Source organism: Aggregatibacter sp. (genome assembly GCF_057314075.1).
In genome coordinates this window covers 271,936-294,091 of the sequence record NZ_DBHLAR010000005.1, presented here as the reverse complement: position 1 = coordinate 294,091, position 22,156 = coordinate 271,936, and the positions used below count along the sequence as shown (strand labels likewise).

The following is a 22,156-nucleotide window of genomic DNA, read 5'->3' as shown; positions in this document are numbered from 1 at the left end:
TTGGGGGTTTTTGCTTTTGGGGTGTGTGGGAAAAAATAAAGTAAAGCGGAATATTGTAAATTAGAACCTAATTTACGTTGAGAGATCTTGTGTTTTTTCATACAATCTAGCGAATTTTACTTTAAAGGAGAAGCAGATGTACTTTGATAAAATTAAAGCTGAACTTACTGAAGCGGCAGATGTATTAAATAAATTTTTAGCTGACGAGAATAATATCAAATTAATCCAAAAAGCAGCATTATTGATTTCAGAGAGTTTTAAACAAGGTGGTAAAGTGCTGTCTTGCGGTAATGGCGGTTCTCATTGTGATGCGATGCATTTTGCGGAAGAATTAACGGGGCGTTATCGTGAAAATCGCCCTGGCTACCCGGCAATTGCTATTTCCGATGTTAGTCATTTAAGCTGCGTGAGTAATGATTTTGGCTATGATTATGTGTTTTCGCGTTATGTGGAAGCGGTAGGACAAAAAGGTGATGTTTTATTTGGTTTGTCTACTTCAGGAAATTCCAAAAACGTGCTTAATGCTATTGAAGCAGCAAAAGCGAAAGGAATGAAAGTCATTGCCCTAACGGGTAAAGATGGCGGTAAAATGGCAGGAATTGCAGATGTAGAAATTCGAGTGCCTCATTTTGGTTATGCAGATCGCATTCAGGAAATTCACATTAAAGTTATTCATATTTTGATGATGTTAATTGAATTTGAAATGGCAAAAGCAAATTAATAAAGTGCGGTCGCCTTTTCATATGTTTTTTAAATCCCAAATTTTTTTGGGATTTTTTATATCCTAATGTTGCATAATTATTCATAAAATAATAATATATTTTCAATCTTGTGATAATTGATACAGAGACGCAGTAAACAATGACAATTAGTGTTAAAAATCTGAATTTTTTTTATGGCGCCAATCAAGCCTTATTTAATATTAACTTAACCGCCAATGATGGTGATGTAGTGGTATTACTGGGGCCTAGTGGTGCAGGCAAAAGTACGTTGATTCGAACATTAAATTTATTAGAAGTGCCACAATCGGGTAAATTGAGTATTGCCAATAATCAGTTTGATTTGTCTTCAGATAATGACCCGAAACAACTTCGTCAGTTACGCCGTGATGTAGGCATGGTGTTTCAACAATATAATTTATGGCCGCATATGACGGTGTTACAGAATCTTATTGAAGCACCAATGAAAATTCTTGGTGTAAGTGAGCCAGAGGCTAAACAACAAGCTTTGGAGTTGTTGCAACGTTTACGTTTAGAGGAGTTTGCTGAGAGATTTCCGTTGCACTTGTCCGGCGGTCAACAGCAGCGGGTGGCGATTGCACGAGCTTTAATGATGAAACCGCAAGTATTGTTATTTGACGAACCAACGGCTGCATTAGATCCGGAAATTACGGCTCAGATCGTTTCTATTATTGAAGAATTACAACAAACCAGAATTACGCAAGTTATTGTTACTCATGAAGTAAATGTAGCGAAAAAAGTAGCGACCAAAGTGGTTTATATGGAACAGGGGCGTATCATCGAAATGGGCGATAAGACTTGTTTTGATAAACCTCAGACAGAGCAGTTTAAACAATATTTATCACACAATATCTAATCTTGAAGGAGAATATTATGAAAAAATTATTATTAAGTGCAATTTTATTAGGTTCTGCAGTAGCAGCCCACGCGCAGGATTTAACTTTTGCTATGGAACCGAGTTACCCGCCGTTTGAGTCGACTAATGAAAAAGGTGAAATTATCGGTTTTGATGTGGATATTGCCAACGCTATCTGTAAAGAAATTCAAGCTACCTGCCATTTTAAAGGCGAGGCATTTGATTCTTTGATTACTAATTTAAGATCAAAACGTTTTGATGCTGTTATTTCTGCGATGGATATTACCGAGGCTCGTGGTAAACAAGTATTATTCTCTGACCAATACTACGATAGCACAGCCAGCTATGTTGCATTAAAAGGCAAAGCTACTTTAGAAAATGCGAAAAATGTTGGTGTACAAAATGGGACGACCTATCAGCAATATACAGTAGCGGAAACAAAACAATACAGCGTGAAATCCTATGCCAGCTTACAAGATGCGGTACTGGATCTAAAAAATGGACGTATTGATATTATCTTCGGTGATACTGCAGTGCTTGCGGATATGATTTCCAAAGAAGATAACATTCAGTTTGTCGGCGATAAAGTGAATAACAAAAAATATTTCGGTAATGGTTTTGGTATCGCACTAAATAAATCGAATAAAGAATTGGCTGAAAGCTTCAATAAAGGTTTAGCAGCAATTAAAGCGAATGGTGAATATCAAAAAATCTATGATAAATGGATGACCAAATAATTCTATGTTTTCTGATTATTTTTCTTTAATGTTGACCGCGGCCCTGATGACCTTAGGGCTTGCGGTTTGCTCGTTAGTATTAGGGCTTTTTTTAGGCATGCTATTTGCCGTGTTGGAAGCTAATCGTTTCGTTGGTAAGCCCACCGCGGTGCTTGTTGCTTTATTGCGGGGGTTACCGGAAATTTTGGTCGTATTGCTGGTTTATTTTGGTTCTAGCGAATTGGTTGAACTGCTCACCGGCGAATACGTCGAATTCGGTGCTTTCGGTTGCGGCGTGTTCGCTTTGTCCTTAATTTTTGCTGCCTATGCTTCACAAACACTCCGTGGCGCTATTCAGGCGATTGCTAAAGGTCAGTGGGAGTCTGGAACAGCATTAGGATTGAGTAAAGGCTACACGTTCCTTCGTATTATCATGCCACAAGTGTGGCGTCATGCATTGCCGGGATTGAGTAATCAATGGTTGGTGTTATTGAAAGACACGGCGTTGATTTCTTTAATTGGTGTAGATGATCTGATGCGTCAAGCACAGCTGATTAATACGAATACACACCAACCTTTCACTTGGTATGGTATTGCCGCGTTGATTTATCTTTTAGTGACATTAGTGAGTCAAGTCGGTATTCGTAAATTAGAACTGCGTTTTACTCGTTTTGAAAGGGAAGTGTAATTATGTTTCAAGAATATTTAAGCGTGATTGCACAAGGTATTCCTACCAGCTTGCTATTAACCGTTGTGTCATTGTTGATTGCCTTTAGTCTGGCTTTGTTATTTACCATACTACTTTCTATCGGTAATAAAGTGGTGAAAAGTGCGGTCAATTTATATCTTACTTTATTTACCGGCACGCCTTTATTGGTACAGTTTTTCCTGATTTATGCAGGGCCAGGGCAATTTCAATGGATTGTGGACAGTCCGTTGTGGCTGCTGTTTTCTAATGCTTGGTTTTGTGCTGCGTTAGCATTGGCGTTAAATAGTGCCGCCTATTCTACCCAATTATTCCATGGCGCAGTGAAAGCAATTTCTAAAGGCCAATGGGAAAGTTGTGAAGCGCTTGGGCTAAGCCGTTTGCAAACCTTGAAAATTTTACTTCCATATGCATTAAAACGCGCTTTACCTTCATATTCTAATGAGATCATTTTAGTGTTTAAAGGAACGGCGCTCGCTTCCACAATCACTATCATGGACATCATGGGCTATGCTCGCCAGCTTTACGGCACAGAATATGATGCGCTCAACATTTATGGCATTGCCGGTGGTATTTATCTCGTAATTACGGGGATCGCAACGTTGTTATTACGCAAGTTGGAAAACAAAGTGCTTGCTTTTGAACGGTTGGATATGCCTAGTTAGAAGTAAGTGCGGTTATTTTTTCGAATGTTTTTAAATCCCAAATTTCTTTGGGATTTTTTATATGGAATAAATGGTTGGCTACCATGAAAATCAATGGTGAATATCAGAAAATTTATGATAAATAAGTAGCAAAATAATGATTAATAAAATGAAAAATGGGCAATGTATTGCCCATTTTTTTATGCATGGTTTGTTATCCAGCTTGCTACGAGCAAGACCACCGCAAAAATTGCGCCCCAAACTAAGTGTAGCTTTACGCTCTTGCGATTAATTTCTTCATTCTGTAAACGGCGTTCTTCCAGTTTTTTCTTGTAAGCTTCAAGATTCTCCGGTTTAAAGGAAAAACCGCAGTTTGGGCAGTATTCTGCACTTTCGCTGATTTTTTTACGGCATTCCGGGCAACGGTGTAACATGACTTCTCCGGTGAGATCAAATTTTAAGAAAAGCACAATGTAGTGATTTTTGTTTAAAACGCAAGAAATTTATACCGCACTTTTTAGTTCAATTTAAAAACGTGATTGATATCACATTTTGCAAAGATATTCTGAATCGATAGATTGTCGTTTATTTACTTCATAGTGACGGAGGCCTAAAATAGCGCGACTTTACTCATATAGGAGTAATAGTTAAGTATTAACTCAAACACGTTATGTGTTCTTTCCATAGGATTTTCATATGTTGTGGTTCTTTTTCTGTATTCTGATGTTGATTTTAGGTTATGCAATTTATGGCAAAATTATTGAAAAAATCTTTGTCATTAATCCTAAACGTCAAACACCAGCTTATCAACTTAATGATGGCGTGGACTATATGCCCATGTCTAAAACTAAAATTTGGTTAATCCAATTATTAAACATTGCAGGTACCGGTCCTATTTTTGGTCCGATTCTTGGTGCGTTATACGGACCTGTCGCTATGTTATGGATTGTAATTGGGTGTATTTTTGCCGGTGCAGTGCATGACTATTTCTGCGGGATGTTAAGTATTCGTCATGGTGGCGCAACCATGCCTTATTTGGCAGGGAAGTTTTTAGGCCGTCCGGTTAAAGCCTTTATTAACGTTTTGGCTCTTGTTCTCCTTTTATTGGTTGGCGTGGTCTTCGTTGCAAGCCCGGCGCAATTAATGGGTACAATTACCATGGATATCATGGGAGCATCTCAAGGTGCATTACAATTAGGTGATGCCGAAGCCGTTCACCATGCGGTTGAAGCCGGCGGTTTGACTGTTTGGGGAATGGATAAAGCTACAGTGGTTTCTGTATGGACAGCGATTATTTTTGCTTACTATATTCTTGCAACTTTGTTACCAATTGACAAAATTATCGGCCGTATTTACCCACTCTTTGGTGCGTTATTACTCTTTATGTCAGTAGGTATGGTGTACGGTTTAGTGTCTGCGCATTTCAGTGCGGTAGACCCTATTGAATTCTTCCGTACTGTTGATGCAGATGGTCAAGGCTTAACTTGGGATAAATTTACACAAAACTTCCAAGTAAAAGGCGATGTGCCGATTTGGCCATTATTGTTCTTAACCATTTCTTGTGGCGCATTATCCGGTTTCCACGCAACACAAACTCCGTTAATGGCACGTTGTGCGGAAAATGAAAAAGAAGGTCGTTTCATTTTCTACGGTGCGATGATTGCTGAAGGTATTATTGCATTAGTATGGTGTATGGTTGGTCTTGCATTCTATGAGAACCCGCAAGCGTTACAAGATGCTATCGCCGCAGGCTCCCCGTCTAAAGTAGTATATGACAGTTCATTACACTTCTTAGGTTTCGTAGGAGGAATTTTTGCGGTGTTAGGCGTGGTTGTATTACCAATTACGTCTGGTGATACCGCATTCCGTGCAGCCCGTTTGCAATTAGCGGAGATTTTCAAGATTGATCAACGTTCATTGACAAAACGTTTGTTCATTGCTGTGCCATTGTTCGTATTAGGCTACTTTGTTTCAACCATTGACTTCAGTGTGTTATGGCGTTACTTCACTTGGGCGAACCAAATGACGGCAATGGTGATGTTATGGACAGCGGCAGCTTATTTATACCGCTATCATAAATTCCACTGGGTGGCGTCTATCCCGGCATGGTTTATCACCACTGTTTGTGCAACCTACTTGTATTACAACAAAATCGGTTTCGGTTTAGATTATCAATTGTCAGTTTATCTAGGCTTTGCGACAACGATTGTTTGTGTCGTGTTGTTCTTCGCTTTAGTTAAACGTTCTAATGAAGCTGACCCAGAATCTTTAGTAGATAGCCTTGCGAAATAGAAAAAATATTGACCGCACTTTTAGCGGTAAAGACTAAAATAAAATACCCTGTTGATGAAGATTAACAGGGTATTTTTTATCTGATGATTCCTTCATATCTAAATGCACATTCAACTTAAAAATAGATAAAACTTTCCTGATGCATCTCATTAAATTGCTTGCAACTTATACACACAAATAATAAAATTAATCAAAAGTGGTAAAAAGTGTTTTTTTGTGGAAAATTTTGGGGTTGAACTCCCGAATTGAAATAAACAGAACAACAAAGGTGAAAAAAATGTTTCGTGGTGCGGCAGCGATTAATTTGGATGTGAAGGGAAGAATTTCTATTCCTACCCGTTATCGTGCCGAGCTTTTGGAACAGAACCAGGGGCAAATGGTTTGTACCGTAGATATTCGTCAACCTTGTTTATTGCTTTATCCGTTAAAAGAATGGGAAATTATTGAGCAAAAATTGCTCGGGCTTTCTAATTTTGATCCATTACAACGTACCTTACAACGAGTGATGCTGGGTTATGCCACGGAGTGTGAATTGGACAGTGCTGGACGAATTTTAATTAGTGGTCCTTTACGCCAGCACGCTAAATTAGAAAAATCCATCATGCTTGTTGGACAATTAAATAAATTTGAAATTTGGAGCGAGGCTGAGTGGCAGGCTCAAATTGAAAAAGACATGGCATTAGGTGCAACAGATAGCTTTGCACTGTCAGAAGAATTAAAAACGCTGTCATTATAAGAGTAGAACTCACCGAACAGCGGCACTAGCAAAAGATAAGCGGCAATTATGCCGCTCTATCTTATCTTTAAATTATATTTTTATTTTTACATATCACCGGTAATAATTTATGAGTCATTTAAATGCGTTTTCATCAGCTGAACATGCGACGGTTTTATTACATGAAACCGTTGATGGCTTGGCTTTAAAAGAAAACGGCATTTATATTGACGGTACGTTTGGTCGCGGGGGGCATTCCCGATTAATCCTTTCTAAGTTATCGGCTAGCGGTAGATTAATTGCCATTGACCGAGATCCTAAAGCCGTCGCTGAGGCTCAAAAAATTCAAGATCCACGATTTCATATCGAACACAGCGCATTTTCAGATATTTTACTTATTTGTGAGAAGTTAAATTTAGTCGGCAAGATTGACGGTATTTTGCTTGATCTTGGTGTGTCATCTCCGCAATTGGATGATGCTGAGCGCGGTTTTAGTTTTATGAAAGATGGTCCATTAGATATGCGAATGGATGATAGCAAAGGCATGTCCGCAGCGGAATGGTTACAACATGTTTCTGAACAAGATTTGGCGTGGGTCTTAAAAACGTTTGGTGAAGAGCGATTTGCAAAGAAAATTGCCTCAGCCATCGTGAATTACAATAAAAGTGCGGTGCAAAATGGCGGTAAATATTTAACGCGTACGTTACAACTCGCTGAATTAATTGCACAGACTGTGCCATTTAAAGATAAACATAAACATCCTGCTACTCGAAGTTTTCAGGCGATCCGTATTTTTATTAATTCAGAGTTAGATGAGCTAGAAAAGGTCTTGCAGTCAGCATTAACTGTGTTAGCGCCGGGAGGGCGTTTATCGATTATCAGTTTCCATTCATTGGAAGATCGCATGGTGAAACATTTTATGCGTAAGCAAAGCCAAGGCGATGATATTCCGAAAGGTTTACCATTACGTGAAGACCAAATTCAACGTAATCAAACCTTAAAAGTGATTGGCAAAGCAATTATGCCAAGTGATGAGGAAATTACCAAAAACCCAAGAGCACGTAGCGCTGTGTTAAGAATTGCGGAGAGATTAAGTTAATGTTAGAAAATAACGATAGATTCCCTTTGCGAAACATTATTCTTGAAGATTTATTTACGTCAAATAAATTGGTATTGATTTTATTACTAGCGATTACATTAAGTGCATTAGGGACGGTTTGGCTTACTCATCAAACGCGTGGATTAGTGGCAGAGAAAGGAGATTTGATTCTACAATATCAAGCGCTTGAAAATGAATATCTTAATTTAAGATTAGAAGAAGCAACCCTCAGCGATAATACACGTATAGAAGCTATTGCTAAGCAATTCGGCATGCAACGAGCAACCCCAGAACAAGAAGTTGTTATTCTTGAATAAACGCGGAAATCACAAATATGGTTAAATTTAATAAATCAATTAAGCCGATACAAGCGAAAAAGAATAACCCTAAACCATCGGCACAAAATACTTCTTCGGTAAAACCGAATAAACCTAAAATGGTTTATGAAAAAAGTTTCTTAAAAGGGCGTTATTTGTGGGCGTTAACCAGTGTTTTCTTCGGCTTGATGGCATTGGTTGCGCAAGCGGCTTATATGCAAATCATCAATGCTGACTCTTTGATGGGGGAGGCAGATAAACGTTCTCTACGCACACAAGAAATTCAATTTGTGCGTGGTTCTATTTTAGACCGTAATGGTCAACTGTTATCGGTGAGTGTGCCGATGTATTCTGTGGTAGCGGATCCAAAATTTATTTTTGATGAAAATTCGTTAAAAGACAAAGAACGTTGGCAAAAATTGGCGGAAGCGTTAGGGATTTCTTATAGCAATTTGGTTAAACGCGTTGAAAAAGATCCGAAATCCCGTTTTGTCTATTTATCTCGTCAAATTTCACCAACGCTTGCACAGTATGTTAAAGAGCTAAAAATTACCGGCATTATTCTAAAAATGGAAGCGCGCCGCTTTTATCCTCGCGTGGAAGAAACCGCCCATTTGATTGGTTATACCAATATTGATGGCACAGGTATTGAGGGCATTGAAAAAAGCTTCGATTCCATGTTGGTGGGTAAATCCGGTTCCATGACATATCGTAAAGATAGATTCGGTAACATTGTTGAAAATATTTCCGATGTGAAGAAATATGATGCGCAAGACGTGACCTTGAGCATTGATGAAAAATTACAATCCATGGTTTATCGCGAAATTAAGAAAGCGGTCGCCGAGAATAAAGCCGAATCCGGTACGGCGGTGTTGGTGGATGTGCGCACCGGTGAAGTTTTAGCAATGGCGAATGCCCCTTCTTATAACCCAAATAATCGTGTGGGAGTTAAATCCGAGTTAATGCGTAACCGCGCGATTACTGATACCTTTGAGCCGGGATCAACGGTAAAACCGTTCGTGGTTTTAACCGCACTTCAACGTGGCGTAGTGCGTCGTGATGAAATTATTAATACCGGCCCGTTAATCTTGAACGGCCATGAAGTCAAAGATGTGGCACCGCGTGATCAGTTAAGTTTAGATGGAATTTTAGAAAACTCCAGTAACCGCGGTGTGAGCCGTTTAGCGTTACGTATGCCACCGAGTGCTTTAATGGAAACCTATCAAAATGCCGGTTTAGGTAAGCCGACAGATTTAGGTTTGATTGGCGAACAATCCGGTTTGTTGAATGCTAACCGTGCTCGTTGGTCTGATATTGAGCGTGCTAACGTAGCCTATGGTTATGGTTTGAATGCAACGCCATTACAAATTGCTCGTGCTTATGTCACTTTAGGTAGCTTTGGTATTTATCGCCCACTATCTATTACAAAAGTCGATCCGCCGGTAATTGGTCATCGTGTTTTCTCTGAAAAAATCACACGCGAAGTCGTCAACATGATGGAAAAAGTCGCAATTAAAAATGGCCGTGCGATGGTCGAAGGCTATCGTGTCGGCATCAAAACCGGTACGGCGAAGAAATTGGAAAATGGTCGCTATGTAGATAAATATGTGGCTTATACCGCAGGTATCGCACCAATTACCGACCCACGTTATGCTTTGGTGGTGTTGATTAATGATCCGAAAGCGGGGCAGTACTATGGTGGGGCAATTTCCGCCCCGGTATTTTCCAGCATCATGAGCTATGCGTTGCGTAGCAACAATGTACCGCCGGATGGCATTGAAACAGATAAAACAACGAAACGCACTGTTCGTTTGAATAGTAAAAAATCAAGTGAAGTCAACTAAATTCAACATAAAGTGCGGTGCGTAAATAAAGCGTTTTTCACTCATTCATTGAGAAAACATTATGTATCGATTAACTCATCTTCTCGGGATTCACATAGCAGAAAATGTGAATCTCACCGAAATGACATTAGACAGTCGAACTGCAAAGGCCGGCTGTCTTTTTGTTGCAATTAAAGGACATCAAACCGATGGTCGTCAATATATTCCGCAAGCGTTGCAAAATGGCGCAAGTGCGGTCATTTTTGAGGCTGATTCTGAGGCGCAACATCTTCAGGTGCGCTACGAGCAACAGGTTCCAGTCATTGCGTTTTACCGTTTAAGCGAACATTTATCCCATCTTGCGGATGTGTTTTATGGACAGCCTTCCAAGCGTTTAACGTTGATTGGGGTAACCGGTACCAACGGCAAAACGACAACCGCGCAACTCTTGGCACAGTGGACACAGATTTTAGGCCATACCAGCGCCGTAATGGGCACTATTGGTAATGGACTATATGGTCGAGTTAAAGAAGCAACCAATACCACAGGATCCGCCATAGAAATTCAAGCATCACTGGCGGAGTTTGTGGCACAAGGCGCAGATTTTGCGGCGATTGAAGTGTCCTCTCACGGTTTGGTACAACATCGTGTAGAGGCGGTACATTTCAGTGCCGCGGTGTTCACGAATTTAAGTCGCGATCATCTGGATTACCATCACACGATGGAAAATTATGCCGCGGCGAAAAAACGTTTATTCAGCGAATTGGATGTTCGCCACCACATCATTGATGCGGATGATTCGGTTGGGGCAGCCTGGTTAGCCGAGATGCCGGAAGCCGTTGCGGTCAGTAGCAACGCAGATTTTGTGCCACAACAAGCCAAATGGTTGAAAGCGGTAAACGTCACCTTTAATCACAAAGGTGCCAGTATTCAATTTGAATCATCTTGGGGCAATGGCGAGTTACAAAGCGCGCTTATTGGCGCATTTAACGTCAGTAATTTATTGTTGGTCATGGCAACCTTGTTAGCGCTTGGTTATGACTTAGCCGAACTCCTTCGTAGTGCACATCAATTAACCGGCGTATGCGGGCGAATGGAAATGTTGCACGCTCCCCATAAACCGACCGTGATCGTGGATTACGCCCATACACCGGATGCGTTGGAGAAAGCCTTACAGGCAGCACGGTTACATTGTCATGGTAAGCTTTGGTGTATTTTCGGCTGCGGTGGCGATCGTGATAGTGGTAAACGTCCGCTGATGGCGAAAATTGCCGAACAGTTGGCGGATAAGGTGATTGCGACGGATGATAATCCGCGTACCGAAGATCATACGCAAATTATGGCGGATATTTTAAAAGGGTTTATGCATCCGCAAGCCGTGCAAGTGATACACCAACGGGAAGAGGCCATTGCCACTGCGATTCAAAGTGCGGTGGAAAATGACGTAATTTTAATTGCCGGCAAAGGGCATGAAGACTATCAAATTATTGGCAAAACGAAGCATCATTTTTCCGATCAGGAAGTTGCCCGCCATTATTTATCTCAGTAACGAAAACTATGATTACATTATCTCTCTCTCAAATCGCCTCCATTTTAGAGGCACAACTTATCGGTGATGGCAACGTGACTGTTGAAAACGTGAGTACAGACAGCCGTAAAGCCGTCAACAAAGGGTTGTTTTTTGCGTTGAAAGGCGAAAATTTTGATGCACATGACTACGTTATGAAAGCGGCTGAACAAGGTTGTGTTGCCGCCGTAGTTGAACATCCAATAGACGGCAATATTGCCCAATTAATTGTGAAAGACAGCCGTCTTGCCTTAGGGCAGCTTGCCAAGTGGTTGCGTGAAAAAATCAATCCGAAAGTGGTGGCGATGACGGGGTCTTCGGGCAAAACCACGGTAAAAGAAATGACGGCGGCTATCTTGCAACAAAGTGCGGTGGATTTTGATGACGTTTTATTTACCCAAGGCAATTTTAATAACGACATCGGTGTTCCGCTAACGTTATTACGTTTAACTGAAAAACATAAATTTGCAGTGATTGAACTTGGCGCCAATCATATTGGTGAAATCGCCTATACCACCGCCTTGGCGCAGCCCGATGTGGCGTTAGTCAATAATGTCATGGCAGCCCATTTGGAAGGTTTTGGTTCACTTGAGGGCGTTGCCACCGCCAAAGGTGAAATTTTCCGCGGATTAACCCATCATGGCGTTGCTATTATTAACAAGGCACATAACTATTCACAAAAATGGCAGACAGATATTGGTGATCATGCGGTGCAATATTTTGCTTACGATGATCCGCAAGCCGATTATTATGCTGAAAACATTGTATTTTCCGAACAAGGGGCGGCTTTCGTCTTACACACGCCACAAGGCAATGTGCAGATTCACTCACCATATTTAGGCGAACATAACGTATCTAATGCCTTAGCCGCGACGGCGCTGGCAATGAATGTAGGTGCGACGCTAGCGCAGGTCAAAAAAGGGTTGGAAACGCCATCGTTGGTGAAAGGGCGTTTGTTCCCGATTGTCCCTTGTAAAAATCTTTTGCTCCTCGATGATAGCTATAATGCGAACGTAGGCTCCATGAAATCAGCGATTTCTGTGTTGCAAAAATATTCGGCATTTCGCGTCTTTGTTGTTGGTGATATGGCAGAATTAGGCGATAATACACCGCTTTGTCATCAAGACGTGGGCGAGTTCGCCCGCGCTGCCAAATTGGATTTGGTGATTTCATTTGGACGTGACAGTGCCGCCATAAGTGCGGTCAATTTGGGGCGTCATTTTACCGATAAAAAAGAACTTGTCGCTTATTTAACACCAATCATTAAACAACAATTAACACAACAAAAAGTCGTTGTTTTGGTGAAGGGATCACGCAGTATGAAAATGGAAGACGTGATCGATTTATTAAAGGATAATTTTTTATGTTAGTTTGGATTGCTGAGTTTCTCACCAAATACAATTCTGATTTCCATGTTATTTCCTACATTACCGTGCGTGCTATTTTAGCCTTACTCACGGCACTTTTATTGTCCTTATGGATCGGCCCGAAGGTTATTCGTCGCTTGCAATTATTAAAGTTTGGTCAAGTCGTGCGCAATGACGGTCCTGAAAGTCACTTCGCCAAAAAAGGGACACCGACCATGGGCGGTGTCATGATTCTCTTCGCCATTGGCGTGAGTACATTATTATGGGCGGATTTAAGAAACCCATATGTTTGGTTTAGCTTGTTCGTTTTATTCGGCTACGGCGCTGTCGGCTTTGTGGACGACTACCGCAAAATTACCCGTAAAAGCACAGATGGCTTAGTGGCGCGTTGGAAATATTTTTGGCTGTCTGTGGTAGCATTGGTGGCCGTGTTTGGTATGTATGCCATGGGCCAAGATACCGATGCGACACGCCTTGTCGTGCCGTTCTTTAAAACGGTGATGCCTCAACTAGGCATTTTCTATATTGTATTAGCTTATTTTGTGATTGTCGGTTCCAGTAATGCCGTGAATTTAACGGATGGGTTAGATGGTCTAGCGATTGTGCCGACCGTCATGGTCGCCGGTGCATTTGCATTAGTTGCATGGGCAACCGGGAACATTAACTTCGCTGAATATTTACACATTCCGTACATTAAATTTAGTGCTGAATTAGTGGTATTCTGTACTGCCATTGTGGGCGCCGGTCTTGGCTTCTTGTGGTTTAACACTTATCCGGCACAAGTGTTTATGGGCGATGTCGGCTCATTAGCGTTGGGTGGCGCGTTAGGGGTGATTGCCGTCTTAGTTCGCCAAGAATTTCTATTACTGATCATGGGCGGCGTGTTCGTCATGGAAACGCTGTCCGTGATTTTACAAGTGGGTTCTTACAAATTACGTAACAAACAACGCATTTTCCTGATGGCACCGATTCATCATCATTTCGAGAAAAAAGGCTGGCCGGAGCCGCGTGTTATTGTGCGTTTCTGGATCATTTCCTTAATGCTGGTATTAATTGGTTTAGTGACCTTAAAACTACGTTAATCAGCCCCAAAAGCGCGGTCATTTTTGAGAGAGAATTTCATGCAATATCAAGATAAAAAAGTCACGGTTATCGGACTGGGTAAAACCGGGTTATCCTGTGTTGATTTTCTGCGCGCTAAGCACGCGGAAGTTCGTGTCATGGATACGCGCAATGCACCGGCGGGCGCAGATCAACTTGATAAAACCATTCCTCTGCATACCGGCAGTTTAAACCAGCAATGGCTCTTAGAAAGCGATTTGATCGTGATTAGCCCGGGGCTTGCGGTAAAAACACCCGAAATTCAGACCGCACTTCAAGCCGGTGTCGAAGTCGTCGGTGACATTGAATTATTTTGTCGCGAAGCGGATAAACCGATTGTGGCCATTACCGGTTCTAATGGAAAAAGTACTGTGACCACATTGGTCGCCGAAATGGCAAAAGCCGCCGGTTTGAGCGTTGGCATGGGCGGGAATATTGGCATTCCTGCCCTTTCTCTCTTAAATCAATCACATGATATTTACGTTTTGGAGCTTTCCAGCTTCCAGTTAGAAACCACCTATTCACTAAAAACTGTGGCGGCAACGGTGTTAAACGTGACTGAAGATCATATGAATCGTTACGTAGATTTACAGGATTATCGCCAGGCGAAATTAAAAATTTACGACAATTGCCAAACAGCCGTGGTTAACGGAGAAGACCCGCTCACCCAGCCAACCACCCAACACCCGGAAAAACAAGTGAGTTTTGCGGAACATCATGCGGATTATTGGCTGAAAAATGAAAACCGGAAAACCTATTTAATGGCGCGTGATGAGGTGATTTTAGCCTGTGATGAAATGAAATTAACCGGCCGCCATAATTACATGAATGCTTTAGCCGCGATTGCCTTGGCACAAGCTGCCGGCATTAATTTGCTAGGAATTCAGACCGCACTTCGCGAGTTCGGTGGCTTGGAACATCGTTTCCAAGTGGCGCATATGGCGAATGGGGTGCGTTGGATCAATGATTCAAAAGCAACCAATGTCGGTAGTACGGTTGCTGCATTAACCGGTTTACAGGTCGCCGGGAAACTCTATTTATTGCTCGGTGGCGATGGCAAAGGCGCCGATTTCTCAACGCTGGCAACCTTAATCAATCAGCCGCATATTTATTGTTATTGCTTTGGCCGTGATGGCAAAGCGTTAGCAGATCTTACCTCACAAAGTCGTTTATTCGACACCATGGAACAAGCTATCGCGGCAATTCGTCCGCAATTACAAGCAGGCGACATGGTGTTGTTATCACCGGCGTGTGCCAGTTTGGATCAATTTCCGTGTTTTGAAGCACGCGGTGAGGAATTCACGCGTTTAGCTCGTTTAAGTTAAAGACGGATTTTATTCATGGAATTTTGGGCTAAACTGAAAACAACTTGGCAACAAACAACGACGATTACGCCGGCAAGCTTGTTATATGATCGCGCATTATTGTGGTTGTATCTCGTGCTATTGCTTATCGGTTTACTGGCAGTGTCTTCCGCTTCCATTCCGGTAGGAACACGTTTACACGACGATCCGTTTTATTTTGCCAAGCGAGATATGATTTATATTTTTCTTTCCTGTGCAACCTGTTATGCCACTTTACAAATTTCCATGAATAAGTGGGAAAAATGGCATGTTAGGTTATTTGGCATTGCGCTGGTTTTGCTTTTCCTTGTGATGATTCCAGGAATTGGACGAGAGGTGAATGGTGCCCGTCGTTGGATCCCCATGGTTTTATTTAATTTCCAGCCTGCAGAATTTGCTAAGTTAGCCTTAACTTGTTTCCTGGCCAGTTATTTTACTCGTCGTTATGATGAAGTGCGTAGTCGTAAGTTAAGTGCGGTCAAACCATTTTTGGTTATGGGATTGTTAGGTTGTTTCTTATTGATGCAGCCGGATTTAGGTAGTACCGTTGTTTTATTTGTGATTACCTTTGGGTTGTTATTTATTATTGGTGCAAAATTTGGACAATTCCTTCTCTTATTTGGTTTTGCTGCATTGATGTTCGTGTGGTTGGTACTTTCTTCTGCTTATCGTCTGAAACGTATCACCGGCTTTATGGACCCCTTCAAAGATCCTTACGGTACCGGTTTCCAATTATCCAACTCGTTAATGGCATTCGGCCGAGGTGGATTTTTTGGTGAAGGGTTAGGCAATTCCGTACTAAAACTAGAATATTTACCGGAAGCTCACACAGACTTTGTTATGGCTATTGTGGGTGAAGAATTTGGCTTTTTTGGTATTTTAGTGATTATTATTTTGCTTGGTTTATTGGTTTTCCGCGCCATGAAAATAGGACGAGAATCCCTAATATTAGAGCAACGTTTTAAAGGCTTTTTGGCTTTCGGTATTAGCTTTTGGATTTTCTTCCAAGGTTTTGTAAACCTCGGTATGGCACTCGGGATGTTACCAACGAAAGGCTTAACCTTCCCGCTTATCAGTTACGGTGGTTCGAGTATTATCATTATGTCGGTGACTGTCGGCATATTATTGCGCATTGACCACGAAAATCGCCTCATGCGCGGTGGCCAAGCAAGATTGCGGGATGACTAAGAACCAAAGTGCGGTCGATTTTTTGAGTGTTTTTAGAGAAAAGATATGGGTAAAAAATTATTAGTGATGGCAGGTGGAACAGGCGGACATGTTTTTCCTGCCATTGCCGTTGCACAAGAATTACAACAGCAAGGTTGGGAAATTTGCTGGCTGGGCACCAAAGATCGTATGGAAGCCCAATTAGTACCAAAACATGGCATTCCCATTGAATTTATCCAAATTTCAGGTTTACGCGGCAAGGGCATCAAGAGTTTATTATTGGCGCCTTTTGCTATTTTGCGCGCGGTGTGTCAGGCGCGTAAGATTATTCAACAATACCAACCTAATGCGGTATTAGGCATGGGTGGCTATGTTTCGGGCCCAGGCGGTATTGCGGCAAAACTTTGCGGCGTGCCGATAGTATTGCATGAACAAAATGCCATTGCGGGGTTAACCAATCATTGGTTATCCAAAATTGCGGCACGGGTGTTGCAAGCCTTCCCAAATGCCTTTCCTCATGCCGAAGTGGTGGGAAATCCGGTACGCCGTGATTTATTCCAAACCGAATCACCGGAAGTGCGTTTTGCAAAGCGTGATAAAACTTTGCGTATTTTAGTCGTCGGTGGTAGCCAAGGGGCGCGCGTGTTAAATCAAACTGTGCCAAAGGTCGCAGAGAAACTCAGCGCCCAAGGTTTGGAGATTTATGTGCGTCACCAAGTAGGCAAGGGCAATTTAGCTGGTATTGAGGAAATTTATCAGGCAAACAAAAATGGCGTGGCGACTGAATTTATTGATGACATGGCAGAGGCTTATGCTTGGGCGGACATTGTGATTTGTCGCTCGGGCGCATTGACGGTGTGCGAATTGGCGGCAGTTGGTGTACCTGCTATTTTCGTGCCTTTCCAACATAAAGACCGTCAGCAATTTTTGAATGCCAAATATTTAGCGGATGCAGGGGCGGCGCTGATCATTGAGCAACCGGAATTTACCGAAGAGTGTCTCTTAAACGCGTTAACTCTGCTGTTAGCAGAGCGTGAAACATTATTAACCATGGCGTTAAAGGCAAAAAGTAAGGCAACACCATTAGCGGCTAAGCGGGTCGCTGACGTGATTGAAGACGTGGCAAATTAAATTAAAAGTGCGGTCGTTTTTTTAACTGTTTTACGCGGCCGAGTAAAAAGGACAGATTCATGGATAACTATCATCAACAGATTAGAAACATCATTCCGGAAATGCGCCGAGTGAAACAAATTCATTTTATCGGTATCGGTGGCGCAGGGATGTGTGGTATTGCCGAAATTTTATTGAATGAGGGATATCATATTTCCGGCTCGGATATTGCTGAAAGTGCGGTAACTCAGCGTTTAACTTGTGCCGGCGCCAAAGTTTTTATTGGACACAAAGCAGAAAATATTACCGGTGCCAGCGTGGTGGTGATTTCTTCCGCGATTCGTAATGATAACCCTGAAGTGGTGGCGGCAAAAGAAGCACGCATTCCGGTGATTCAACGCGCGCAAATGTTGGCGGAATTAATGCGTTTTCGTCATGGTATTGCCGTGGCGGGTACGCACGGTAAAACGACGACCACCGCGATGGTTTCTATGATTTATGCAGAAGCAGGTTTGGATCCGACTTTTGTTAATGGCGGTTTGGTGAAATCTGCCGGGACAAATGCGCATTTAGGGCGTAGCCGTTATTTGATTGCCGAGGCTGATGAAAGCGATGCCTCTTTCTTGCATTTGCAGCCAATGATTTCTATCGTGACCAACGTTGAGCCGGATCACATGGATACCTATCACGGTGATTTTGATGAAATGAAGCAAACCTATGTGAATTTCTTACATAATTTGCCGTTTTATGGTCTCGCCGTGTTATGTGCCGATGATGCCGATTTAATGAGTTTAGTGCCACAAGTTGGGCGTCAGGTGATTACTTACGGTTTCAGTGAGAATGCCGATTATCGCATTGAGGATTATCAACAAACCGGTTTCCAAGGTCATTACACGGTGATTTGCCCGAACGGTGAACGTATTGATGTGTTACTGAATGTGCCGGGACGCCATAATGCTTTAAATGCGACGGCTGCGTTGGCGGTAGCTAAAGAGGAAGGCATCAAAAACGAAGCGATTTTAGCCGCGTTAGCCGATTTCCAAGGGGCAGGGCGTCGTTTTGATCAGTTAGGGCAATTTATTCGTCCGAACGGTAAAGTGATGCTGGTGGACGATTATGGTCATCATCCGACCGAAGTGGGCGTCACCATTCAAGCCGCACGCCAGGGCTGGGAAAATAAGCGGATTGTGATGATTTTCCAACCGCACCGCTATTCCCGCACCCGTGATTTATTTGATGATTTTGTGCAAGTATTGTCTCAAGTCGATGCCTTGATTATGTTGGATGTGTATCCCGCCGGCGAGGCGCCGATTGTGGGGGCAGATAGTAAAGCATTATGTCGTTCCATTCGCAATCTTGGCAAAGTGGATCCGATTTTGGTGTCTGATACGACACAATTAGGAGACGTGCTTGATCAAATTATTCAAAATGGCGATTTAATTTTGGCGCAAGGTGCAGGCAGCGTGAGCAAGCTTTCACGCCAGTTAGTCGAATGTTGGACAAAAGAATAAGTGGATAGCGAGATGAGTAAAACCTTAAAACAAGAAAAAATTGCCGTATTATTGGGCGGAACCTCAGCCGAACGTGAGGTGTCTTTAAATTCAGGAACAGCCGTATTAAACGCGTTGCGTAAACAAGGGTATGATGCTCACCCGATTGATCCGAAAACTTTTCCGGTGGCAACACTAAAAGAACAAGGCTTTGATCGGGTGTTTAATATTTTACATGGTCGCGGTGGTGAAGACGGCACGATGCAAGGGTTGTTGGAGCAAATCGGTATTCCTTACACCGGTTGCGGCGTGATGGCGTCTGCGCTGACCATGGATAAAATGCGCACGAAAATGTTATGGAAAGCCTTTGGTCTGCCTGTCGCTGAGATGGAAATCGTGACAGTGGAAAATCGAGCAACCTTAAACCCTGAGGTAGTGGTCAAAAAATTAGGCTTGCCGTTGATGGTAAAGCCCTCTTTGGAAGGCTCGAGCGTAGGGTTAACCAAAGTGAAAACGATGGAAGAATTGGAAAGTGCGGTGGATTTTGCGCTTAAATTTGATCGCACCGTACTTATCGAAGAATGGCTTGCCGGCGATGAATTCACTGTACCGGTGTTGGATGGTGAAGTGTTACCTTCCATAAAAATCGTGCCGGAAGGTGAGTTCTATGATTATGAGGCGAAATATATTTCTGATAATACGCAGTATTTTTGTCCGGCTGGCTTAACTGAAGCGCGTGAGCAGGAATTACGCCGTTTGGTGAAGCAGGCTTATGATGTGGTGGGGTGTCGCGGTTGGAGCCGTATTGATGTGATGGCAGATGCGGAAGGAAAGTTCCGTTTAGTAGAGGTGAACACGAATCCTGGTATGACGAGCCATAGTTTGTTCCCAAAATCAGCCGCAACGGTCGGTTATTCTTTTGAACAGTTGGTTGAGAAAATTTTAGAGTTGAGTGTGGAATGAATTTACTAAAACGCAAAACTACACAAAATATAAGATATGGTGAGCCAAAACCCAAAGTTTTTGTGCAAATTAAATTATTACTTGTGCTATTATGCGTTGGCATAGTGTTCTATTCTTATTCAAATTGGCAAAATTTCCTAGAAAAATTAGATAGTAAGCCTATCAGTGCTTTTGCTTTGATTGGTTCCCCCAACTTCACGACAGATGCAGATGTGCGAGATGCTTTGTTAAAAATGGGCGATTTAAAAGGTTTTTTTGGTCAAGATATTGATGTCATTCGTGAACAAATTGAAACAATGCCTTGGGTAAAAGGGGCGGTTGTTCGCAAAATGTGGCCGAACAGATTGAGTATTTGGGTAACGGAATATAAACCGATTGCCATTTGGAATGAAAGCGACTTTTTGTCCAAGGATGGTGAGGTTTTTCAATTACCAATGAGTAAATTAAAAGAAACTCATTTACCTCGTTTAGCCGGACCTGATTTTCAAAGTGAAAAAGTATTGGACGCTTGGAATAGAATTTATGCCGATTTAAAACAGAAAGGTTTAACGCTTAAGGCGGTAGCCATTGATGCTCGCGGTGCTTGGCAAATCGTGCTGGATAATGATGTGGTGCTGAAGTTAGGACGTGGTGAATGGAAAACAAAACTGGATCGTTTTGTTACGATTTACCCGCAAATTGAAGTGCCTGAAAATAAGAAAATCTCCTATGTCGATTTGCGTTATGCCTCCGGTGCTACAGTGGGTATGGTTGATTTAAATTAATTATTAAGTGTGAAGTTAGAATATGTCTAAAATTGTGGAATCAAAGACCATTGTTGGTTTAGAAGTAGGCACTTCTAAAGTTGTTGCAGTCGTTGGTGAAGTATTGCCTGACGGTGTGGTAAATGTCCTTGGGGTCGGCAGCTGTCCTTCAAAGGGGATAGATAAAGGAAGCATTACTGATTTAAATGCGGTGGTCACTTCTATCCAGCGTGCGATTGAAGCTGCAGAATCAGTTGCTGACTGTCGTATCATGAGCGTGACGCTAGCTATTACCGGAGAACATATTCAGAGTCTTAATGAGAATGGTTTTGTGCCTATCGCTGAAGGCGAAGTAACTCAAGATGAAATTGATTCTGCGATCCATACGGCAAGTTCGGTAAAAATGCCGGAAGGCTTGTCTTTGCTTCATATTATTCCGCAAGAGTTTGCTGTTGATAAACAAATAAATATTAAAAATCCGTTGGGGTTACAAGGTGTTCGTTTGAAAGCACAAACTCATTTAATTGCTTGTCACCAGGATTGGTTGAATAACCTGAAAAAAGCGGTAGAACGCTGTAAATTAAAAGTCGATAAAATAGTATTCTCCGGTTTGGCTTCAAGTTATTCCGTATTAACAGAGGATGAAAAGGATTTAGGGGTTTGTTTAGTTGATTTTGGTGCAGGTACGATGGATATCATGGTGTATATCAATGGAGCTTTGCGTTTTAGTAAGGTGATTCCTTACGCCGGAAATCGCGTTACCGATGATATTGCCTATGCTTGTGCAGCTTCTAGAATGGAAGCGGAAAGTATCAAAGTTAACCACGGTAGTGCATTAATGCCTCCAAAATATCATGCAGATAAGAGAATTGAAGTCTCCGGTATTGGCGGTCGTGGCCCTCGCGTATTAACAAAAGAACAATTGTCGTTTGTAACATCAGCTCGTTACAAAGAATTACTTGGGTTAGTCAAAAACGAATGGTTACGTTTAAAAGCTGATTTAGAGTCTAAAAATATGAAATGTGAGCTTATTGCGGGTATTGTTATTACTGGTGGTGGCGCTCAAATTGAAGATTTAAAAGAATGTGCAGAAGAGGTTTTTGGTTCTAATCATCAAGTAAGAATAGGTAGTCCTTTAAACATTGCAGGTTTAACGGATTATGTGAATAAACCTCAATATTCAACTGTTATTGGTTTGCTTCAGTATGAACATAGCAATGAAGATGATGGGTTCATTCATGAAGAAAACTCAGGAAGTAATTTCCTAAATTCCTGCGGTAATGTGCTGAAAAAAATCTTTAATAAAGTGCGGTCAGAATTTTGATAATTTTGATTTTTCATCTACAATATGAAAAATTTGGGCTTTAATTTATGCTGATAATATGTCGGCATTAACG

At 41.9% G+C, this 22,156-nt stretch carries 21 protein-coding genes; 20 read left to right on the top strand and 1 reads right to left on the bottom strand.

Annotated features, from left to right (window positions below):
* Positions 1–136: 136 nt before the first annotated feature.
* The 5 genes from lpcA (at position 137) to artM (ending at position 3,683) form a co-directional block, all read left to right on the top strand.
* Positions 137–721 (top strand): D-sedoheptulose 7-phosphate isomerase, encoded by a 585-nt coding sequence (gene lpcA, locus ACO5E4_RS04850; RefSeq protein ID WP_485862251.1) that lies wholly within the window; start codon positions 137–139, stop codon positions 719–721.
* Positions 722–861: 140 nt separating this feature from the next.
* Positions 862–1,596: an arginine ABC transporter ATP-binding protein ArtP gene (gene artP / locus ACO5E4_RS04845; protein ID WP_485862250.1), complete on the top strand. Its 735-nt coding sequence runs from the start codon at positions 862–864 to the stop codon at positions 1,594–1,596.
* A gap of 17 nt (positions 1,597–1,613) precedes the next feature.
* The gene (locus ACO5E4_RS04840) at positions 1,614–2,333 is read left to right on the top strand and encodes a lysine/arginine/ornithine ABC transporter substrate-binding protein (protein ID WP_485862249.1); all 720 of its coding nucleotides are present in this window, start codon (positions 1,614–1,616) and stop codon (positions 2,331–2,333) included.
* A 4-nt stretch (positions 2,334–2,337) separates the two neighbouring features.
* A complete protein-coding gene (gene artQ, locus ACO5E4_RS04835; protein ID WP_111296665.1) occupies positions 2,338–3,000 on the top strand; it encodes an arginine ABC transporter permease ArtQ in 663 nt (220 codons plus the stop codon).
* 2 nt (positions 3,001–3,002) lie between these two features.
* On the top strand, positions 3,003–3,683 hold the full coding sequence (gene artM / locus ACO5E4_RS04830) for an arginine ABC transporter permease ArtM (protein ID WP_485862248.1): 681 nt from the start codon (positions 3,003–3,005) through the stop codon (positions 3,681–3,683).
* A 179-nt stretch (positions 3,684–3,862) separates the two neighbouring features.
* Here artM and ACO5E4_RS04825 read toward each other — a convergent pair whose 3' ends face one another.
* Complete coding sequence (locus ACO5E4_RS04825; protein ID WP_314955439.1) at positions 3,863–4,096, bottom strand: zinc ribbon domain-containing protein; 234 nt, start codon at positions 4,094–4,096, stop codon at positions 3,863–3,865.
* Between the two features lie 262 nt (positions 4,097–4,358).
* Between ACO5E4_RS04825 and ACO5E4_RS04820 the strand changes: the two genes are divergently transcribed.
* The 15 genes from ACO5E4_RS04820 (at position 4,359) to ftsA (ending at position 22,083) form a co-directional block, all read left to right on the top strand.
* Entirely contained in the window at positions 4,359–5,954 is a 1,596-nt protein-coding gene (locus ACO5E4_RS04820) for a carbon starvation CstA family protein (RefSeq protein ID WP_485862247.1), read from the top strand.
* A 277-nt stretch (positions 5,955–6,231) separates the two neighbouring features.
* A complete protein-coding gene (mraZ, locus tag ACO5E4_RS04815) occupies positions 6,232–6,690 on the top strand; it encodes a division/cell wall cluster transcriptional repressor MraZ (protein WP_311351503.1) in 459 nt (152 codons plus the stop codon).
* A gap of 109 nt (positions 6,691–6,799) precedes the next feature.
* On the top strand, positions 6,800–7,768 hold the full coding sequence (rsmH, locus tag ACO5E4_RS04810) for a 16S rRNA (cytosine(1402)-N(4))-methyltransferase RsmH (protein WP_485862246.1): 969 nt from the start codon (positions 6,800–6,802) through the stop codon (positions 7,766–7,768).
* Positions 7,768–8,085, top strand: coding sequence for a cell division protein FtsL (ftsL, locus tag ACO5E4_RS04805; protein WP_314955427.1), 318 nt, complete (start codon positions 7,768–7,770; stop codon positions 8,083–8,085). Before rsmH ends, ftsL begins: the two co-directional genes overlap by 1 nt.
* Positions 8,086–8,102: 17 nt before the next feature.
* A complete protein-coding gene (ftsI, locus tag ACO5E4_RS04800; protein ID WP_485862245.1) occupies positions 8,103–9,929 on the top strand; it encodes a peptidoglycan glycosyltransferase FtsI in 1,827 nt (608 codons plus the stop codon).
* A gap of 61 nt (positions 9,930–9,990) precedes the next feature.
* A complete protein-coding gene (gene murE / locus ACO5E4_RS04795; RefSeq protein ID WP_485862244.1) occupies positions 9,991–11,457 on the top strand; it encodes a UDP-N-acetylmuramoyl-L-alanyl-D-glutamate--2,6-diaminopimelate ligase in 1,467 nt (488 codons plus the stop codon).
* 8 nt (positions 11,458–11,465) lie between these two features.
* Positions 11,466–12,845 (top strand): UDP-N-acetylmuramoyl-tripeptide--D-alanyl-D-alanine ligase, encoded by a 1,380-nt coding sequence (murF, locus tag ACO5E4_RS04790; RefSeq protein WP_485862243.1) that lies wholly within the window; start codon positions 11,466–11,468, stop codon positions 12,843–12,845.
* On the top strand, positions 12,839–13,924 hold the full coding sequence (mraY, locus tag ACO5E4_RS04785) for a phospho-N-acetylmuramoyl-pentapeptide-transferase (protein WP_290521063.1): 1,086 nt from the start codon (positions 12,839–12,841) through the stop codon (positions 13,922–13,924). The genes murF and mraY overlap by 7 nt, the downstream gene beginning before the upstream one ends.
* Before the next feature lie 39 nt (positions 13,925–13,963).
* Complete coding sequence (murD, locus tag ACO5E4_RS04780) at positions 13,964–15,268, top strand: UDP-N-acetylmuramoyl-L-alanine--D-glutamate ligase (protein WP_485862242.1); 1,305 nt, start codon at positions 13,964–13,966, stop codon at positions 15,266–15,268.
* Positions 15,269–15,283: 15 nt separating this feature from the next.
* The gene (gene ftsW, locus ACO5E4_RS04775; RefSeq protein ID WP_454905498.1) at positions 15,284–16,474 is read left to right on the top strand and encodes a putative lipid II flippase FtsW; all 1,191 of its coding nucleotides are present in this window, start codon (positions 15,284–15,286) and stop codon (positions 16,472–16,474) included.
* 45 nt (positions 16,475–16,519) lie between these two features.
* Positions 16,520–17,584, top strand: coding sequence for an undecaprenyldiphospho-muramoylpentapeptide beta-N-acetylglucosaminyltransferase (murG, locus tag ACO5E4_RS04770; protein WP_485862241.1), 1,065 nt, complete (start codon positions 16,520–16,522; stop codon positions 17,582–17,584).
* 59 nt (positions 17,585–17,643) lie between these two features.
* The gene (murC, locus tag ACO5E4_RS04765; protein ID WP_485862240.1) at positions 17,644–19,074 is read left to right on the top strand and encodes a UDP-N-acetylmuramate--L-alanine ligase; all 1,431 of its coding nucleotides are present in this window, start codon (positions 17,644–17,646) and stop codon (positions 19,072–19,074) included.
* Between the two features lie 12 nt (positions 19,075–19,086).
* A complete protein-coding gene (locus tag ACO5E4_RS04760) occupies positions 19,087–20,016 on the top strand; it encodes a D-alanine--D-alanine ligase (RefSeq protein WP_485862239.1) in 930 nt (309 codons plus the stop codon).
* Positions 20,013–20,780, top strand: a complete 768-nt coding sequence (locus ACO5E4_RS04755) for a cell division protein FtsQ/DivIB (RefSeq protein ID WP_485862238.1) — start codon at positions 20,013–20,015, stop codon at positions 20,778–20,780. Before ACO5E4_RS04760 ends, ACO5E4_RS04755 begins: the two co-directional genes overlap by 4 nt.
* 22 nt (positions 20,781–20,802) lie before the next feature.
* Positions 20,803–22,083 carry a cell division protein FtsA gene (gene ftsA / locus ACO5E4_RS04750; protein ID WP_454906656.1) on the top strand — a complete coding sequence of 427 codons (1,281 nt, stop codon included), beginning with the start codon at positions 20,803–20,805 and terminating at the stop codon, positions 22,081–22,083.
* Positions 22,084–22,156 lie beyond the last annotated feature (73 nt).

Excerpts from the sequence above, each read along its gene's own strand:
- lpcA (WP_485862251.1), top strand. The coding sequence starts at position 137 with ATGTACTTTGATAAAATTAAAGCTGAACTTACTGAAGCGGCAGATGTA.
- artP (WP_485862250.1), top strand. The coding sequence starts at position 862 with ATGACAATTAGTGTTAAAAATCTGAATTTTTTTTATGGCGCCAATCAA.
- ACO5E4_RS04840 (WP_485862249.1), top strand. The coding sequence starts at position 1,614 with ATGAAAAAATTATTATTAAGTGCAATTTTATTAGGTTCTGCAGTAGCA.
- artQ (WP_111296665.1), top strand. The coding sequence starts at position 2,338 with ATGTTTTCTGATTATTTTTCTTTAATGTTGACCGCGGCCCTGATGACC.
- artM (WP_485862248.1), top strand. The coding sequence starts at position 3,003 with ATGTTTCAAGAATATTTAAGCGTGATTGCACAAGGTATTCCTACCAGC.
- ACO5E4_RS04825 (WP_314955439.1), bottom strand. The coding sequence starts at position 4,096 with ATGTTACACCGTTGCCCGGAATGCCGTAAAAAAATCAGCGAAAGTGCA.
- ACO5E4_RS04820 (WP_485862247.1), top strand. The coding sequence starts at position 4,359 with ATGTTGTGGTTCTTTTTCTGTATTCTGATGTTGATTTTAGGTTATGCA.
- mraZ (WP_311351503.1), top strand. The coding sequence starts at position 6,232 with ATGTTTCGTGGTGCGGCAGCGATTAATTTGGATGTGAAGGGAAGAATT.
- rsmH (WP_485862246.1), top strand. The coding sequence starts at position 6,800 with ATGAGTCATTTAAATGCGTTTTCATCAGCTGAACATGCGACGGTTTTA.
- ftsL (WP_314955427.1), top strand. The coding sequence starts at position 7,768 with ATGTTAGAAAATAACGATAGATTCCCTTTGCGAAACATTATTCTTGAA.
- ftsI (WP_485862245.1), top strand. The coding sequence starts at position 8,103 with ATGGTTAAATTTAATAAATCAATTAAGCCGATACAAGCGAAAAAGAAT.
- murE (WP_485862244.1), top strand. The coding sequence starts at position 9,991 with ATGTATCGATTAACTCATCTTCTCGGGATTCACATAGCAGAAAATGTG.
- murF (WP_485862243.1), top strand. The coding sequence starts at position 11,466 with ATGATTACATTATCTCTCTCTCAAATCGCCTCCATTTTAGAGGCACAA.
- mraY (WP_290521063.1), top strand. The coding sequence starts at position 12,839 with ATGTTAGTTTGGATTGCTGAGTTTCTCACCAAATACAATTCTGATTTC.
- murD (WP_485862242.1), top strand. The coding sequence starts at position 13,964 with ATGCAATATCAAGATAAAAAAGTCACGGTTATCGGACTGGGTAAAACC.
- ftsW (WP_454905498.1), top strand. The coding sequence starts at position 15,284 with ATGGAATTTTGGGCTAAACTGAAAACAACTTGGCAACAAACAACGACG.
- murG (WP_485862241.1), top strand. The coding sequence starts at position 16,520 with ATGGGTAAAAAATTATTAGTGATGGCAGGTGGAACAGGCGGACATGTT.
- murC (WP_485862240.1), top strand. The coding sequence starts at position 17,644 with ATGGATAACTATCATCAACAGATTAGAAACATCATTCCGGAAATGCGC.
- ACO5E4_RS04760 (WP_485862239.1), top strand. The coding sequence starts at position 19,087 with ATGAGTAAAACCTTAAAACAAGAAAAAATTGCCGTATTATTGGGCGGA.
- ACO5E4_RS04755 (WP_485862238.1), top strand. The coding sequence starts at position 20,013 with ATGAATTTACTAAAACGCAAAACTACACAAAATATAAGATATGGTGAG.
- ftsA (WP_454906656.1), top strand. The coding sequence starts at position 20,803 with ATGTCTAAAATTGTGGAATCAAAGACCATTGTTGGTTTAGAAGTAGGC.